Raw genomic sequence first — 16,694 nt, 5'->3', positions numbered from 1 at the left:
GATGGCGCTCGCGCACAACTCCTCAGAATCGGCGCCTCTCGGCCTGGCAACCGCGGTTTCCGCGCCGCAGCGCACCGGATCGAAGGAGTTGTGCGCGCGCGCCGGTCGGGCCGTCCTCCGCGTCGCCCGCGCCGTGCACTGGTACGTCACCTCGCTCATGGGAGACAACGCCTACGCGACGTACCTCGCGCACCAGCGCCGGACGCACCCCGGCACCCCGCCCCTCACCGAGCGGCAGTTCTGGCGCGAGCGCATGGACGACCAGGACCGCAACCCGGGTGCGCGCTGCTGCTGACCGAGTGACGATGGAGGAGTGACCCGAACCCCCTCCTCCTCGCGCGCCGGCCGTTCCGCGCTCGCCGCCGCCCTGGCCGGGGTGCTCGCGTTCGCCGCCGGGTGCACTCCCGAGCCCGGCCCGGCTACCCCGACGACGTCTGCCCCGAGCCCGACCGGGTCGACCGCCGCGACCGAGCCCCCCGCCACCCCGTCCGACCCCGCCGCGGCGCTCGGGCTCGCGGGTTGCGTCGGCCAGGTGCTCATGGTCGGCACCCCGGTCGACACGGTCTCGCCCGATGCCGCTGCGGCGATCCGCGACCGCGGCGTGGGTGGGTTGTTCCTCCACGGCCGTTCGAGCTCGGGGGTCGATGCCACGGCGGCGCTCGTCGCGCAGTTCCGCGACCTCGCCCCCGAGGGCGACCCGAGGCTCTGGGTCGCCACCGACCAGGAGGGTGGCGAGGTGCAGGTGCTGAGCGGGCCCGGGTTCGACGAGATGCCCTACGCCATCCGGCAGGCCGACCTCGGTCCCGACGCGCTCCGCACCGCTGCGGCCACGTGGGGTGGGCAGCTGGCTGCGGCGGGCATCGACGTCAACCTCGCCCCGGTGGCAGACATCGTCACGAGCTCCGAGACCCGCCTCGACAACCCGCCCATCGGCGCCCTCGGACGGCAGTACGGCTACGACGAGCAGACCGTCGCCGCGGGCGCCGGGGCGTTCGCCGACGGGATGCGCGGCGCCGGTGTGCTGCCGACGTTCAAGCACTTCCCGGGGCTCGGGCGGGTCGACGCGAACACCGACTACACCGCGGAGGTGCTCGACACCGTGGTCTCGGCGGACTCGCCCGACGTCGACGTCTACCGCGAGCTGACGGCATCCGGTCCGTCGCTCGTCATGGTCGGCACCGCGCGGTATCAGAACATCGATTCCGACAACCCGGCTGCGTTCTCTTCGGCGGTGCTCGACCTGCTGCGCGATCGCGTCGGCTTCGACGGCGTCGTCATCACCGACGACCTCTCGGCCGCGGCCGCCGCGGAGATCGTCGCCCCGGGCGACCGGGCCGTCGAGGCGCTGTCGGCGGGGGTGGACATCGTGCTGGCGTCCGCCGACCCGACGGTGCTTCCCGCGATGTACGACGCGGTCCTCGCGCGGGCGCAGTCCGACGCGGGGTTCGCCGAGCGCGTCGATGAGTCGTGCGGCCGGGTGCTCACCGCGAAGGATGCCGGCACGGCCGGCTGATGCTGCGGGCGGGGCAGCGCGCACTGCCCCACCCGCCTCGGCTCAGTCCCCGGTGAGACGCGTGTGCGACCAGGTGCTCGTCGCCGAGCCGTCGGTCGCCGTCAGCTGGAACGAGGCGTCGTCGAGGTCGAAGCCGAGCGTGACCGACGCACCGGCGGCATCCCACCGCAGCTCACCGCGAGCGCCCCGCAGATCGTGCGAGAACGTGCCGGTGAAGGCGGGGTGGGTGGCGCGCAGCCGGAGCGCGTCGAGCTGCAGTCCGACGACCGGTCGCGCCAGCGCGGCGTCGATCTCGTCGGGCGTGTAGTGGTGCCGGTTGACGTCGCGGCCGACGCCGGTGGACCTCAGCAGCTCCATGTCGTTCTCGCCGGCGAGCAGTCCGACGTAGTAGACCTGCGGGATGCCCGGCGTCATGATCTGCAGCAGCCGGGCCAGCGCGTATCGCCGGTCGTCGCGGCCGAGCGCGTCGTAGAACGTGCAGTTGACCTGGTAGAGGTCGAGGTTGGATGCCGCGGCCCCGGTCGCCTGGCGGCTGGTGCCGCCGCTGGCGTCGTGGATCGCCTCGACGAGGGCGTCGATCTGCTCGGGTTCGAGCAGTCCCGGTTCGCCGGGCGCGAGGTCGCTCACGCCGACGTCGATGATCCCGATGCCGTCGTGGGTGTCGAGGACCGTGATGGAGTTGGCGGGGCGGATCTCGAGCCAGCGCGCGAGGGGCCGCGTGTCGAGCGCGTGCAGTGCGTGCAGCACGAGGGGCGGGAGCGCGAAGTCGTAGACGTAGTCGACGGTCTGAGCGATCGCGATCTGCTGGGTGTGATGCCCGTGGATCTCGAGCAGCACCTGGGCGCCCCGATCATGCGCGAGCTCGAGGATGCGCTGCGTGTAGCGCTCGGTCGCCTCCGTCATGAAGCAGCTGGTGCCGGCTTCCTTGCCCGTGTACCCGACGGCGTCGAGCCGGAGCATCGTCGTGCCGCCCGCGACGAGGGCGTCGATGACCGCGGTCAGGTAATCCCATGCTGCGTCGGTGCGCAGGTCGATGTCGATCTGCTCGGACGTGAACGTGGTCCACACCAGCCGCAGCCGGTCGCCGAGGACCATGGCGGTGAAGGGGAGGCCCGGACGCGGGCGATAGATGCGGGTGAGGTCGGCCTCGGTGACGCCGTCGGGGAACACGGAGTCGAGCGTGAGGAACATCGGTGCGAAGGGCGAGGCGTCGCCGCGGCGGCGGACGTCGGCGAAGGCAGCGGAGTCGGCGGAGACATGGTTGACGATGAGGTCGCTCATGACCGTGTGGGTCTCGCTCAGCAGGCGGACGTCGTCCCACGTTCCCAGCCGCGGGTCGATCGAGGCGTGGTCGACCGGGTCGAAGCCGGCATCCGCGCCGTCGAACGGCGTGAAGTAGGGCAGCAGATGGACGCCGCCGAAGACGCCCGACAGGCGTGTGGCGAGCAGCTCGCGGATGCCGGTGACGGTGCCGCCGAGGCGGTCGACGTAGGTGATGAGCTGGGGGGAATCGGGGTTCATGGTTCGTGGGGTTCTTCCGAGCGGGGTCAGATGCGGTGGAGGAGGCGGCGCAGCCACTCTTCGCGGGCGCGTCGCGCATCGCGGGCGAGTACGGTCCACGGCGCGAGGAAGTCGAAGGCATGCGCCCCGCCGGGCCAGACGTGCAGTTCGGCGTCGCCGCCGTCGGCCCACATCCGGCGGGCGAAGGCGACGCATTCGTCGCGGAACGTCTCGGCGGATCCGACGTCGATGAAGGTCGGGGGCAGCCCCGCGAGCGAGCCGGCCACGGCGGGCGACGCGTACGGCGGCACCTCGCCCTCGACGCCGGAGAGGTACGCGGCCCAGGCGGTCGCGTTCGCGTCGCGATCCCACGAGCCGTGGCCGGCCATCTGCCGCGCCGACTCCGAGTCGGAGCGATGGTCGAGCATCGGGCAGAGCAGCACGAGCCCCGCTATGCGCGGGCCTCCGCGATCGCGAGCGAACAGGGCCGTGGCCGCGGCGAGACCGCCCCCGGCGCTGACCCCCGCGACGATGATGCGGTCGCCGTCCAGCGCGTGGGGCGCCTCGGGCCCGGCCAGCCAGCGCAGGGCCGCCGCGGCGTCTTCGAGAGCCGCGGGATACGGGTGCTCGGGCGCGAGCCGGTACTCCACCGAGACGACGGCGCACCCGGTGCGCTCGGCGAGCGCCGCCGTGGCCGGCATGTCCGAGTCGGCGGTGCCCGCGATCAGCCCGCCTCCGTGCAGGTGCAGGATGACGGGGACCGGTCGCCGGACGACGACGGGCGTGTAGACCACGACGCCGACCGCCGGGTCGTCGTCATTCCATCCGGGCACGAGCAGCTCCTCGCGCTCGAACGCGCCGTGGGCGGTGAGCTCGACCAACGGTGCCGCGACCCCGGACTGGCGCACGCGCGGGATCTCGTCGCTGCTCATCGATACGACCACGAGGTCGTCGAACTCGACGAGAGCGCGGGCGACGGCGTCGTCGAAGGGAGGCCGTGCGACATCCGTCATCCCTTCACCGCCCCCTGCAGCAGTGCCGCCACGAACTGACGCTGGAAGATCAGGAACACCAGGAGCGTCGGCAGCAGGATCAGGATCGATCCGGCGCACAGCAACGGGATGTCGGTGCCCCACTGCCCCTGGAACGCGCCGAGCGCGCCGGCCATCGTCCGTTTGGTGGGGTCGTCGACGAGGACGATCGCCAGCAGGAACTGGTTCCAGGTCCACAGGAACAGCAGGATCGCGAGCGATGAGATCGCGGGGCCCGACAGCGGCACGTGGATGCGCCAGAACAACTGCCACGTCGTCGCGCCGTCGATGCGCGCGGCCTCGGTCAGCTCGTGCGGCATGTTGACGAAGTGCGCCCGCATCCACATCACCGCGAACGGCATGAACAGACCGATCAGCGGCAGGACGATCGCCAGCTGGGTGTTGAGGAGGCCGTAGCCCTTCATCTGGTAGTAGATCGGCACGATGATGCCCTCGAAGGGCAGCGTCAGGCCGAGGACGAACAGCACGAAGATCGCACGGGCGAACGGCACGCGCAGGTGGCCCAGCGCGAAGCCGGCGAGCGTCGCGATGACGAGCGAGATCGGCACGACGCCGAGCTCGATGAGAGCGCTCGAGCCGAGCATCTTGAGCATGTCGGCCGACTGGAACGCGAGGGCGAAGTTGTCCCAGTGCGGGGTCTCGGGCCACGACAGGCCCTTCGGGTACGTGCCGGGCTCGTGGAGCGCGGTGACGAAGAGCGTGGTGAACGGGATGATCGTGAACGCCATCACCACGATCAGGACGATGCGGCCCGTCCAGGCCTCGACGGCGGAGGTTCTCATGCGTCTTTCTCGTTTCCGCGCGTGATGCGGTTCAGGGGCAGGACGATCACCAGGACGAGCACCGTCAGCACGACGGCGAGCGCGGAGGCCTGGCCGACCTCGCGCTGGAAGAACGCGAGGTAGTAGATCTCGAGACCGGGCACCGTGGTCGAGCCGCCGGGCCCGCCCTGCGTGGAGATGTAGATGATGTCGAAGCTGCGGAGCGCGTTGATCACGGTGATGAGGATCGCGACGCCGAGCTCCTGGCGCACCGCGGGCAGTGTCACCGTGAAGAACTCGCGGATCGGTCCCGCGCCGTCGATGCGGACGGCCTCGTACAGGGCCGGATCGATCTTGGTCATGCCCGAGAGCATGAGCAGCATGCACAGGCCGAGGGAGACCCAGGCCCCGATGACGCCCACGGCGGGAAGGGCGGTGTCGAAGTCGCCGAGCCAGGCGCGGGTGACGCCGCCGAGGCCCACCAGGCGCAGCGCCTGGTTGACCAGACCGTCGGCGGCGAGCAGCCACGTCCACATGATGCCCGCCGCGACCAGGGGAATCACCTGCGGGAGGAACAGCACGGTGCGCGAGACACCGGCCAGACGGCTGCCGCCGAGCTTGCGGATCAGGGCCGCCGAGACCAGCCCGAGGATCACCGGCACGATCGAGAAGTACAGGATGAGCTTCAGCGCGTTGAGGATCGGGACCAGCAGCGCCGAGTCGGTGAAGATCCGGATGTAGTTGTCGAAGCCCGCCCACGTGGCGGTGGTGATGCCGTCCCAGTCGTAGAACGAGTACTGGACGGTCGAGCTGAGCGGGATGAGCACGAACATCGCATACGCGATGAGCGCGGGGGCGATCAGGGCGAGACCGATCGACCTCTCGCGCAGGCGCCGCGGGGAGACGCGGCGCCTGCGCGGCCGAGAGGCCGATGAGTCCCGGGATGCCCGGCGGTCGCCGAGCTGTCCGGTGACGGTCATCGGAGCGGCCTACTCCTTCTTCTGGCTGAGGTAGTCGGACTGCACCTTGCTCAGCAGGCCGTCGGCGGTCTGCTTGCCGGCGAACAGCTCCTGCAGGTTCGGGGTCAGCGTCTTGGCGTAGATCGACCCGGTCGCGTTGGCGATGAAGTCCATCGAGCCGTTGTTGGCCGAGAGCTCGGCGCCCGCCGCGAGGGTCTCGGCCGTCACGCTGCCCTCCGCGATCTCGGGCATGAAGGCGTCGGCCGGGCCCATGGGGTGCGAACCGCCGGATTCGACGGCGATGGTGCGCGCCGTCTCGTCGGTGGCGACCCAGTTGAAGAAGAACGCCGCGCAGTCGGGCTCGTCCGCGTAGGCCGAGACGCCGTACGTCGTCGGCGCCGACATCGCGCCGACCTGGCCGCCGGTCTCGACCGGGGGCATGAGGAAGAAGCCGACGTTGTCGGGCATCTGCGCGTCGAGGTTGCCCGACTCCCAGTCGCCGTTGAAGATGAAGACGCTCTCGCCGCCGATGAAGCGGCTCATCATCTGCGAGTAGTCCATCGAGTTGATGTCGGGGGCGAAGAAGCCGGCATCGATCCAGCCCTTCAGGTGCTCCGCCGCCTCGAGGTTCTCAGGGGTGTCGATCGTGGCGTCGTCCTTGAGGAAGATCCAGTCGTTGATCTTGCTGGGCTCGCCGTACGAGGCCATGAGGGCCTGCAGTGGGAAGGCGAGGCCTCCGGTTGCGCCGCCATTGAACTGCGCGACGGGCGTGAGCCCGGCATCCTTCGCGGCCTGCAGGTAGCCGTCGAGCTCGGCGAGAGTCGCGGGCGGCTCGGTCATGCCCGCCTGCGCGGCCAGGGTCTTGTTGTAGAACACTCCGGTGACGGAGTAGTTGATGCCCATGCCGTAGAGCGGGCCGTCGCCGCGCTGTCCGTTCTCGTCGACCCGCAGCTGCTCGAGCTGCGACGACGGCCACTGGTCCCAGCCGTAGGCCTCGGCGTAGGGGTCGAGGTCGTACAGGAGATCGCTGTCGACCAGATCGACGATCGTGGGGAGGCGCATGATGTCGGGCGGCGAGTCGACCAGCACGCGGGGTGCGTTCTGGGTGATCACGGCGAACTGGTCTTCGCGCAGGTTCACCGTGACGTTCGGGAACTGCTTCTCGAACTCGGTGGCCAGGTCGCTGAAGACCGGGAAGCCCGTCTCGACGTAGGCGTCGAGGGTGACGTCATCCGTTCCGCAGGTCGTCTGGATCGGACCGCCGGATGCCGCGCCTTCGCCGGCGGGCGCGGCGCTGGGCGGAGCGCAGGCCGAAAGGGTGACCGCGACGGCGAAGCCGGTCGCCGCGGTGGTGAGAACACGTCGTCGCATTCGTGTCGACATCATCGTCTACCTTCTGTGGGTGGTGGAGGGGTAGGTGCTGCTAACACGAAATAGCACCTGGGCTAAAACGTACTAGCCCATGGTCCCTCTCCGCAATCGCGGCATACTGAAGCTGCACCGGAGCGAGAGGGGGAGAGATGAACCGCAAACGCGTGACGCTGGCACAGGTCGCCGCGGAGGCCGGGGTAGCGGCCTCGACCGCATCCCTCGTCCTCGCCGGTCGCGGCAGCGAGGTGCGCCTGTCGCAGGCCCTGCAGGACCGGGTGCGCGCCGCCGCCGAGCGGCTCGGCTATCGTCCCAACGCCGTCTCGGTCGGACTGCGCACGGGCAGCACGCGCACCCTCGCGTTCATCTCCGACTCGGTCGCCTCGTCGCGACTGGCCGGCGAGATGATCAAGGGCGCCATCGACGCCGCCCGGGCCCGGGGCTTCCTCGTCTTCGTCGGCGAGACCGGCGGCGACGTCCAGCTCGAACGGCAGCTGCTCAACGCCATGTTCGACCGGCAGGTCGACGGCCTCGTCCTGGCCTCGATGATCACGCACCGCCGGGCGCTGCCACCCGAGGCGACCCGCAGCCCCGCCGTGCTGCTGAACCTCGAGGTCGACGGGGCGACGGATGTTCCCCGGGTGCTTCCCGACGAGTACGCCGCCGGGCGCCAGGCCGTCGGGCACCTGCTCGAGCGCGGCCACCGCGACATCCACCTCATCGGCGCCGGCCCCACGGAAGACGACGTGCCGCCGTTCTCGCTCGGTGCGCAGCAGCGGCTGCACGGCATCCTCGATGCCCTGCGGGATGCCGGACTCGAGCCGGCATCGGGAAGCCCTGTGGTCCAGTGGCTGCCGCCCGAGGGGTTCCGCCTGACGTCGCAGCTGCTCGACGGGGGAGTCGTGCCGCAGGCACTGATCTGCTTCAACGACCGTCTGGCGATGGGTGCGTACCAGGCGCTCGGTGAGCGGGGACTCGCGGTACCCGACGACGTGTCGGTCGTGTCGTTCGATGACGTCTCGTTCGCCCAGTGGCTGCGGCCAGGACTCACGACCTTCGCCCTGCCGCACCGGGCGATGGGCAAAAAGGCCGTCGAGCTGCTCATCGACCGGGTCGAGGCGTCGAAGGGTGACACCGGTGGGGACGACGCCCCGGTCGCCCCGGCGCTGCTGCCCATGCCGTTGCGTGTCCGCGCGTCGGTGCGGCAGCTCGACGAGGCCGCCGTTCCGCAGGCGTAGGGCAGACTCGAGGGATGACCTCCGCGCCGCTGCTCGACCTCATCGGCCCGGACCCCTCCGACGACGCGATCTACGACGCCTTCACGACCTGGGCGGAAGGGCGGGGCCTCAGCCTCTACCCGGCGCAGGACGAAGCGGTCATCGAGCTCGTCTCGGGAGCGAACGTGGTGCTGGCCACGCCGACCGGCACGGGCAAGTCGCTCGTCGCGGTCGCGGCGCACGCGACATCCGTCGCCCGCGGTGGGCGCACGTACTACACCGCCCCGATCAAGGCGCTTGTGAGCGAGAAGTTCTTCGCGCTCGTCGAGATCTTCGGCGCCGAGAGAGTCGGCATGGTGACGGGCGACTCGTCGGTCAACCCCGAAGCGCCGATCATCTGCTGCACGGCAGAGATCCTCGCGAACCTGGCGCTGCGCGAGGGCGCCGACGCCGACGTCGACCAGGTCGTCATGGACGAGTTCCACTTCTACGGCGACCCCGATCGCGGCTGGGCCTGGCAGGTGCCGCTGCTGACGCTGCCGCGCGCGCAGTTCCTGCTGATGTCGGCCACGCTCGGCGACGTCACCGACCTCGCCGACGACCTCTCGCGCCGCACGGGCCGGCGGACGGCTCTGGTCACCGGGGTCGAGCGTCCCGTGCCGCTGCACTTCTCGTACGAGCGGCGTCCGGTCCACGACGTCCTCGAGCGGTTGCTCGAGGAGCGCGAAACCCCGGTCTACATCGTGCATTTCTCGCAGGCCGCCGCGCTCGAGCGGGCGCAGGCCCTGTCGAGCGTGAAGATCACGACCCGCGAGCAGCGGGATGCCATCGCCGAGGCGATCGGCGGATTCCGCTTCACGACCGGCTTCGGCAAGACCCTCTCGCGCCTCGTGCGCGCCGGCATCGGGGTGCACCACGCCGGGATGCTGCCGCGCTACCGGCGCCTCGTCGAGACCCTCGCCCAGCGCGGCCTGCTCAAGGTCATCTGCGGCACCGACACCCTCGGGGTGGGGATCAACGTCCCGATCCGCACCGTCGTGATCACGGCGCTGTCGAAGTACGACGGAACCCGGATGCGGCAGCTCACCGCCCGCGAGTTCCACCAGGTCGCGGGTCGTGCGGGCCGCGCCGGATTCGACCCCCACGGCAACGTCGTGGTCATGGCGCCGGAGTGGGAGATCGAGAACGCCGTCGCGCTGGCCAAAGCCGGCGACGACCCCGCCAAGCGGAAGAAGATCGTGCGCAAGAAGGCGCCGACCGGGGTCGTCAACTGGGGCGAAGGGTCGTTCGAGCGTCTCGTCGATGCGCAGCCCGAGCCCCTGACGCCGCAGATGCAGTTGACCGCCGCGATGCTGCTCAACGTCATCGGTCGCGGCGGCGACGTGTTCGGCAACGTCCGCTCGCTCGTCTTCGACAACCACGAGCCCCGCGCCCGCCAGTATGCCCTCGCCCGCCGCGCCCTCGCGATCTTCCGCACCCTGGTCGCCGCCGGCATCGTCGAGGTGACGCGCCCCGCGCCCGCGCCGGCGCCTGCCGTCGACTCGCCAAAGAGTGCGGATGTGGCGGGTGCGGCATCCGCACTCTCTGGCGACTCGACGATCAGGCTCACCGTCGATCTGCAGCCGAACTTCGCCCTCAACCAGCCGCTGTCGCCGTTCGCGCTCGCCGCGATCGAGCTGCTGTCGCCCGATGATGCCGAGACAGGTACCGGGCACTACGCGCTCGATGTGGTGAGCGTCATCGAGGCGACGCTCGACGACCCGCGCGCCATCCTGTCGCAGCAGGAGTACAAGGCTCGCGGCGAGGCGGTCGGCGCGATGAAGCGGGACGGCATCGAGTACGACGAGCGGATGGCGCTGCTCGAGGAGATCACCTGGCCCAAGCCCCTCGCCGACCTGCTCTCTCAGGCGTTCGAGACCTTCGCATCGAGCCAGCCGTGGGTCCGCGACTTCGAGCTGTCACCGAAGTCGGTCGTGCGTGACATGTTCGAGAGGGCCATGTCGTTCGGCGAGTTCGTCTCGTTCTATCAACTCGGGCGCAGTGAGGGGTTGGTGCTGCGGTACCTCAGCGACGCCTACCGCGCGATCCGCCAGACCGTGCCAGCCGAGGCGCGCACCGACGACCTGATGGACCTCATCGAATGGCTCGGCGAGCTCGTGCGCCAGGTCGACTCGAGCCTCGTCGACGAGTGGGAGTCGCTCGCGAACCCGACCGGCGACCCCGACGCCCCGGTGGTACCGCCCGCGCCGCCCTCCGTGCTGACGAACCGGCGCGCGTTCACGGTGCTCGTGCGCAACGAACTGTTCCGCCGCGTTCAGCTGGCGGCCCTGCAGGACGACGAAGCCCTCGAAGCCCTCGACCCCGACGTCGACTGGCCCGAGGTGCTCGACCGCTATTACGACGACCACGACGAGGTCCTCACCGGCGGGGCGGCGCGCTCGCCGTCGCTGTGCGTCATTGACGAGTCCGCCGCTCGCGACGGTCTCTGGCGGGTCGAGCAGATCATCGACGACCCCGCCGGAGACCACGACTGGCGCATCCGCGCCGAGGTCGACCTCGAGCAATCCGTCGAGGCCGGCACGGCGGTGGTCCGGGTCACCGAGGTCGTCCGCCTCTGACTCCGGCGGGGACGGCGGTGCCCTGCCGGGGCTGCCGGTTGCCGGCTGTGTCTTGCCGCGCTCTGCTGTGTCTTGCCGCGCTCTGCTGTGTCGTGCCGCGCGGGCGTGTGCCGTCGTCAGGCTGAGCGCGGAGCTGGGCCTGGTTGAGGCTCGAGTACAGCTGCTGAGCCTGTTGGCGGGACGTGGTCGGCGGTCCGCGAAGACGGGCGGGAGTGGTCCGCGGCCGTCTGCCCCCGCTCGGTCTCGCCTCCGGTTCGGCGGGCGCGCCGTGCCGTCGACAGGCTGAGCGTGGAGCTCGGCCCGGTTGGGGCCCGGATACCGCGGCTGAGCCTGTTGGCGGGACGCGCCCAGCCGGCGGGTCGGTAGGGCGGGCCGGTAGTGCGTGGAGCCGGCGGGTCGGTAGGGCGGGCCGGCCGGGCGCGGAGCCGGCGAGCCGGGAGGGCGGTGCCGGCCGAGGGTGGAGCCGGTCGGGCGCGGCGACCGGCCCGGGGCGGGTGGCCAGGCCGGACGGCGGGGAGGAGTACACCGGGCAACGGTGCCGGCGACAGGCTGCGCGCCGGTTTGCGGTGTCGCGGGCGCGACTTCGGGTGAGCCAACCTGTTCACGGGACGCGTCGGGGCGGGGCCGCTGGGTCGCGCGACCGCCGACAGGCTGACTGCCCCGGTGCGGGCTGCGCAGCCGCGGATGTCGCGGGCCCGGGGCATGATGAGGCTGTGGCCACACATCTCGGGTTCCTGCGGGCGATCAACCTCGGCGCGACGCGGGTGTTCCCGAAGGACGACATCCGCCGCGTGACCGAGGGCGTCGGCTTCGATGACGTCGCCACGCACATCAACACCGGCAACATCCGATTCGAGACGCGGATGCGCTCCCGGGCGAAGATCGAGCGGACCCTCGAGCGGGCGTACGCGGTCGACCGGGGGTTCGACGTTCCGACGATCACGTTCCGGGCCGATGAGTTCGCCGCGCTCGCCGCTGAGGCGCTCGCGGTGAGCGACGCGAACCCGGGCCTGGCCCGTCACTACGTCTACCTGCTCAAGGACGAGCTCGATGCCGACACCGTCGACCGGGTCGAAGCCCTCGCCGCTCCCTCCGGGCGCATGCTCGTGCGGGGTCGCGCGGTCCATGCGCTCCTCGAACCCGGGTACCGCGACGGCGCCGTCGACCCGTTGGGCGCGGCGAAGCTCCTCGGTGTCGCGACCAACCGCAACCTCGGCGTCGTCACGACCCTCGCCGAACGGTGGTGCTGACGGGGGCGTGCGACGCCCCTGCGTCTGGGGACGCGCCCAGCAGGATGTCGGATGCCGCGGCTATCGTGAATCGAGTGAGTCGAGAGCAGCAGCCCCGGGATGTCGATCCCTACGCCGACCTCGACTGGAACCCCGACGAGTTCGCGCCGCCCGAAGACTTCGACGCACCGCCGCCGCCCGAGTTCGACGGGTACGGCGCCGCTGTCGCCCGCGCCACTCGCGACCGCGCTGCAGCCCCTGAGTCGAGCGCCCCAGCCCGCCGCGCCGCAGCTCCGGCCCGCACCGCCGCTCCGGCCCGGACCGCACACCCGGGCGCGACCGCAGCTCCCGCCGCCGTCCTCTCCCTCGCCCGACGCGACTTCGTCGGGACCGACCCGCGCGCGGTGCTCAAAGAGGTCTTCGGCTACGACGACTTCCGCGGCGACCAGGGCGACATCGTCTCGCATGTCATCGGTGGCGGGGATGCCGTCGTCCTCATGCCCACAGGCGGAGGCAAGTCGATCACCTACCAGGTGCCCGCGCTCGTGCGCCCGGGCACCGGCCTCGTCGTCAGTCCGCTCATCGCGCTCATGCACGATCAGGTCGACGCTCTGATCGCCAACGGCGTGCGCGCCGCCTATCTGAACTCCACGCAGTCTCCGGGCGAACGCGCGGGCGTCGAGCAGGCCTACCTCGCGGGCGAGCTCGACCTGCTCTACGTGGCGCCCGAGCGCTTGAGCGTGCCGCAGACGACGCAGCTGCTGCAGCGCGGAGCCCTGAGCGTCATCGCGATCGACGAGGCGCACTGCGTCTCGCAGTGGGGCCACGACTTCCGGCCCGACTACCTTTCCCTCGGCGACCTCGACGAGCGGTTCCCCGGGGTGCCGCGTATGGCCCTCACCGCGACCGCCACCCGCGCAACGCACCAGGAGCTGACCGAGCGGCTTCGGCTGCCGCAGGCGCGTCACTTCGTCGCGAGCTTCGACCGGCCCAACATCCAGTACCGCATCGAACCCAAGGTCGATCCGCGGCGACAGCTCGTCACGTTCATCCGCTCGATGCCCGAGGGCTCGGCCGGCATCGTCTACGCGCTCAGCCGCAAGTCGGTCGAGCAGACGGCCGACTATCTCGCCGCACAGGGGCTCGACGCGTTGCCGTACCACGCGGGGCTGCCGGCCGAGATGCGTGCTGCCCACCAGTCGCGGTTCCTCCGCGAAGACGGCGTCGTCATGGTCGCGACGATCGCGTTCGGGATGGGCATCGACAAGCCCGACGTCCGGTTCGTGGCCCACATCGACCTCCCGAAGTCCGTCGAGGGGTACTACCAGGAGACGGGCCGAGCCGGGCGCGACGGCGAAGCGTCGATCGCCTGGATGGCCTATGGCCTGGGGGACGTCGTGCAGCAGCGGCGCCTCATCGACCAGAGCCCCGGCGACCGCACCTTCAAGATGCGCATGGGGCAACACCTCGACGCGATGCTCGCCCTGTGTGAAACAGTCGCGTGCCGCCGACAGAATCTGCTCGGCTACTTCGGTCAGGACTCCGAGCCCTGCGGCAACTGCGACACGTGCCTCACGCCGCCCGACACCTGGGATGGTCTGGTCCCCGCCCAGAAGCTGCTGTCGACGATCATCCGGCTTCAGCGCGAACGCAATCAGTCGTTCGGCGCCGGCCATCTCGTCGACATCTTGCGCGGCGCGTCGACGGAGCGCATCCGTCAGCAGCGCCACGACGAGCTGGCGACGTACGGCCTCGGCTCCGATCTGTCCGACCAGGACTGGCGCAGCGTCATCCGGCAGCTCCTCGCTCGCGGCATCCTCGTCGCCCGCGGCGAGTACGGTGTGCTCGCGGTCGGCGATGCCGGAGCCCCCGTGCTCAAGGGCGAGACCGGCGTTCCGCTGCGACGCGACGTGCTCGGACGAGGGCAGAACAGCGGCGGCTCGCGGGTGCGCAAGGCTGCTGCGGCCGAGCAGGTGGCCGAGGGCGACCGCGACCTCTTCGAGGCGCTGCGCGCGTGGCGTGCCGAGCAGGCGCGCGAGCAGGGGGTGCCCGCCTACATCGTCTTCGGCGACGCGACCTTGCGCGCCCTCGCCGATCGTCGGCCCCGCACCTCGGCCGACCTCGAGGGAATCACGGGCATCGGCGCCAAGAAACGCGAGGCCTACGGCGACGCCGTGCTGGCCGTCGTCGCGTCGCACTGACCGACCGGATGTCGCGGTCGCACAATGCGGGTCGCCGACGTACCGGCATCCCGTTGTACCCATCGTCCAACCCGCTTGGCGAGGTGTTGTGGAAGTTCTACTGTGATTATCGACTCCGATCCTTCCGACGTCGAAAGGCACGCGATGACCGACGCCGCTGTTCGTCCCCACAAGCCCGCAACCGAGAACCGCACCCCCGCCGGGGGAGCTCCGACCGCGCCCCATACCGCGGAGGAGGCGCACGAGGCGCGCATCGACATCGACGCGGTCACCGACATGCTGCTCGGAACCTGGGCGGCGACGCGTCGCGAGGCGCGCGAGATGATCAAGGACCCCGTGTTCTGGCAGATCCCGGGCGAGCCGATGGCTGAGCACCGCGAACGCGTGCTCAAGCAGCTCCACCTGCTCGTCGAGCGCGGCGCCTCGGGGCGCGGCTATCCGAAGGAGTACGGCGGCGACGGTGACAACGGCGCGAACCTGGCCGGCTTCCAGGAGCTCGTGCTCGCCGACCCCAGCCTGCAGATCAAGTCCGGCGTGCAGTGGGGCCTCTTCGGCTCGGCCATCCACCAGCTCGGCACGAAGCCCCACCACGACGCGTGGCTGCGCGACGCGATGGAGATGCGCCTGCCGGGTGCGTTCGCGATGACCGAGACCGGGCACGGATCGGATGTCGCTGCCATCGACACGACCGCCACGTACGACCCCGAGACCGAGGAGTTCGTCATCCATACGCCGTTCCGCGGTGCGTGGAAGGACTACCTGGGCAACGCGGCGGTGCACGGCAAGGCGGCCACCCTCTTCGCTCAGCTCATCACGGGCGGCGTGAACTACGGTGTCCACTGCTTCTTCGTGCCGCTCCGCGATGACGAGGGCAACTTCCTGCCCGGCGTCGGCGGAGAGGACGACGGGGTCAAGGGCGGGCTCAACGGCATCGACAACGGCCGTCTCCACTTCGATCACGTCCGCATCCCGCGCACGAATCTGCTCAACCGCTACGGCGACGTCGCGCCCGACGGCACCTACAGCTCCGACATCGCCAGCCCGGGCCGCCGGTTCTTCACGATGCTCGGCGCACTCGTGCAGGGGCGCGTGTCGCTCGACGGCTCCGCCACGACGGCTTCAGCGCTCGCGGAGTACATCGCCGTGACCTACGCCAACCAGCGCCGCCAGTTCGACTCCGGCGCCGGCACCGAAGAGGTCACCCTGCTCGACTACGGTCGGCACCAGCGCCGTCTGCTGCCGCGGATCGCGCAGACCTACGCGCAGTTCTTCTCGCACGACGAGCTGCTGCAGGCGTTCGACGGCGTGTTCTCGGGCCGCACCGACACCCCGGAGGGGCGCGAGAACCTCGAGACTCTCGCCGCCGCCCTCAAGCCGCTGTCGACGTGGAACGCGCTCGACACGATCCAGGAGTGCCGCGAGGCATGCGGGGGTCAGGGCTTCCTCGCCGAGAACCGCATGGTCGACCTGCACCACGACCTCGATGTCTTCGCCACTTTCGAGGGCGACAACAACGTGCTCCTGCAGCTGGTCGGCAAGAGGCTCCTCAGCGACTACGCCAAGCAGTTCAAGGGCGCCGACGCCAGGTCCCTCGCGAAGTTCGCCGCCGTCTCGACGGCCGAGCGCGTGTTCCACGGTGCCGGTCTTCGCCGGCTCGGTCAGTCGGTCGCCGACTTCGGGCAGATGGCGCGGTCGGTCGAGCTCGGGCTCCGGGCCGAGCAGCAGCACGAACTGCTGACGGGCCGCGTCGAGCAGATGATCGCCGACATCGCCGCCGCTCTCCGTCCCGCGTCGAAGATGTCGCAGCAGGATGCCGCCGCCGTCTTCAACCAGCACCAGTCGGAACTGATCGAGGCCGCACGCGCCCACGGTGAGCTGCTGCAGTGGGAGGCGTTCGCGCAGGGTGTCGAGCGCGTCGGCGACGAGGGCACCCGCCAGGTGCTCGTGTGGCTGCGCGACCTCTTCGGTCTGACCCTCATCGAGCGGCACCTCGCCTGGTACCTGATCAACGGTCGCCTCTCGACTCAGCGGGCAGCCGCCGTCACGAGCTACATCGACCGGCTCTGCGCGCGCCTGCGCCCGCACGCCCAAGATCTCGTCGACGCCTTCGGTTTCGCACCCGAGCACGTCCGCGCTCCCATCGCGTCCGGCGCGGAGGCGGAGCGGCAGCGCGAGGCGCACGAGTACTTCGCCGACCTCGCCGCGTCGGGCAACGCGCCCGTCTCGGAGAAGACGCTCGCGAAGTCGGGAAAGCGGGGCTCCTGAGGCGCGGCCCG

The 16,694-nt window shown here is 70.7% G+C and carries 12 protein-coding genes; 7 read left to right on the top strand and 5 right to left on the bottom strand.

What is annotated here, in order from left to right; translation table 11 throughout:
* The first annotated feature begins 1 nt into the window (after position 1).
* Together DEU36_RS08385 and DEU36_RS08380 are read left to right on the top strand one after the other, a co-directional pair.
* Positions 2-295, top strand: a complete 294-nt coding sequence (locus DEU36_RS08385) for a YbdD/YjiX family protein (RefSeq protein WP_120263746.1) — start codon at positions 2-4, stop codon at positions 293-295.
* Between the two features lie 18 nt (positions 296-313).
* A complete protein-coding gene (locus tag DEU36_RS08380; RefSeq protein ID WP_183045320.1) occupies positions 314-1,513 on the top strand; it encodes a glycoside hydrolase family 3 N-terminal domain-containing protein in 1,200 nt (399 codons plus the stop codon).
* Between the two features lie 42 nt (positions 1,514-1,555).
* On the opposite strand, the gene gtfA is transcribed toward DEU36_RS08380, so the two are convergent.
* Genes gtfA through DEU36_RS08355 form a run of 5 tightly spaced genes read right to left on the bottom strand, consistent with a single transcriptional unit; the run spans position 1,556 to position 7,171 of the window.
* Positions 1,556-3,034 carry a sucrose phosphorylase gene (gtfA, locus tag DEU36_RS08375; RefSeq protein ID WP_120263745.1) on the bottom strand — a complete coding sequence of 493 codons (1,479 nt, stop codon included), beginning with the start codon at positions 3,032-3,034 and terminating at the stop codon, positions 1,556-1,558.
* Positions 3,035-3,060: 26 nt separating this feature from the next.
* Positions 3,061-4,026: an alpha/beta hydrolase fold domain-containing protein gene (locus tag DEU36_RS08370; protein WP_120263744.1), complete on the bottom strand. Its 966-nt coding sequence runs from the start codon at positions 4,024-4,026 to the stop codon at positions 3,061-3,063.
* On the bottom strand, positions 4,023-4,847 hold the full coding sequence (locus tag DEU36_RS08365) for a carbohydrate ABC transporter permease (protein WP_120263743.1): 825 nt from the start codon (positions 4,845-4,847) through the stop codon (positions 4,023-4,025). The genes DEU36_RS08370 and DEU36_RS08365 overlap by 4 nt, the downstream gene beginning before the upstream one ends.
* Positions 4,844-5,806, bottom strand: a complete 963-nt coding sequence (locus tag DEU36_RS08360) for a carbohydrate ABC transporter permease (RefSeq protein ID WP_120263742.1) — start codon at positions 5,804-5,806, stop codon at positions 4,844-4,846. The genes DEU36_RS08365 and DEU36_RS08360 overlap by 4 nt, the downstream gene beginning before the upstream one ends.
* A 9-nt stretch (positions 5,807-5,815) precedes the next feature.
* On the bottom strand, positions 5,816-7,171 hold the full coding sequence (locus tag DEU36_RS08355; protein ID WP_120263741.1) for an ABC transporter substrate-binding protein: 1,356 nt from the start codon (positions 7,169-7,171) through the stop codon (positions 5,816-5,818).
* 134 nt (positions 7,172-7,305) lie between these two features.
* On the opposite strand from DEU36_RS08355, the gene DEU36_RS08350 reads away from it, so the two are divergent.
* The 5 genes from DEU36_RS08350 (at position 7,306) to DEU36_RS08330 (ending at position 16,683) form a co-directional block, all read left to right on the top strand.
* On the top strand, positions 7,306-8,391 hold the full coding sequence (locus DEU36_RS08350) for a LacI family DNA-binding transcriptional regulator (RefSeq protein WP_183045319.1): 1,086 nt from the start codon (positions 7,306-7,308) through the stop codon (positions 8,389-8,391).
* 14 nt (positions 8,392-8,405) lie between these two features.
* Positions 8,406-10,988 carry an RNA helicase gene (locus DEU36_RS08345; protein WP_120263740.1) on the top strand — a complete coding sequence of 861 codons (2,583 nt, stop codon included), beginning with the start codon at positions 8,406-8,408 and terminating at the stop codon, positions 10,986-10,988.
* A gap of 713 nt (positions 10,989-11,701) precedes the next feature.
* A complete protein-coding gene (locus DEU36_RS08340; protein WP_120263739.1) occupies positions 11,702-12,238 on the top strand; it encodes a DUF1697 domain-containing protein in 537 nt (178 codons plus the stop codon).
* Between the two features lie 74 nt (positions 12,239-12,312).
* Positions 12,313-14,418 carry a DNA helicase RecQ gene (gene recQ, locus DEU36_RS08335; protein WP_259455279.1) on the top strand — a complete coding sequence of 702 codons (2,106 nt, stop codon included), beginning with the start codon at positions 12,313-12,315 and terminating at the stop codon, positions 14,416-14,418.
* Positions 14,419-14,562: 144 nt separating this feature from the next.
* Positions 14,563-16,683: an acyl-CoA dehydrogenase gene (locus tag DEU36_RS08330; protein ID WP_120263737.1), complete on the top strand. Its 2,121-nt coding sequence runs from the start codon at positions 14,563-14,565 to the stop codon at positions 16,681-16,683.
* Positions 16,684-16,694: the final 11 nt, after the last annotated feature.

Source organism: Microbacterium sp. AG238 (assembly GCF_003610405.1).
Lineage (GTDB): Bacteria > Actinomycetota > Actinomycetes > Actinomycetales > Microbacteriaceae > Microbacterium.
The sequence above is the reverse complement of the archived record's forward strand: the minus strand, read 5'-3'. Positions and strand labels throughout refer to the sequence as shown.

Bases quoted from the DNA above. Each gene is read 5' to 3' on its own strand.
- DEU36_RS08385 (WP_120263746.1), top strand. From the start codon at position 2: ATGGCGCTCGCGCACAACTCCTCAGAATCGGCGCCTCTCGGCCTGGCA.
- gtfA (WP_120263745.1), bottom strand. From the start codon at position 3,034: ATGAACCCCGATTCCCCCCAGCTCATCACCTACGTCGACCGCCTCGGC.
- DEU36_RS08370 (WP_120263744.1), bottom strand. From the start codon at position 4,026: ATGACGGATGTCGCACGGCCTCCCTTCGACGACGCCGTCGCCCGCGCT.
- DEU36_RS08365 (WP_120263743.1), bottom strand. From the start codon at position 4,847: ATGAGAACCTCCGCCGTCGAGGCCTGGACGGGCCGCATCGTCCTGATC.
- DEU36_RS08360 (WP_120263742.1), bottom strand. From the start codon at position 5,806: ATGACCGTCACCGGACAGCTCGGCGACCGCCGGGCATCCCGGGACTCA.
- DEU36_RS08355 (WP_120263741.1), bottom strand. From the start codon at position 7,171: ATGATGTCGACACGAATGCGACGACGTGTTCTCACCACCGCGGCGACC.
- DEU36_RS08350 (WP_183045319.1), top strand. From the start codon at position 7,306: ATGAACCGCAAACGCGTGACGCTGGCACAGGTCGCCGCGGAGGCCGGG.
- DEU36_RS08345 (WP_120263740.1), top strand. From the start codon at position 8,406: ATGACCTCCGCGCCGCTGCTCGACCTCATCGGCCCGGACCCCTCCGAC.
- DEU36_RS08330 (WP_120263737.1), top strand. From the start codon at position 14,563: ATGACCGACGCCGCTGTTCGTCCCCACAAGCCCGCAACCGAGAACCGC.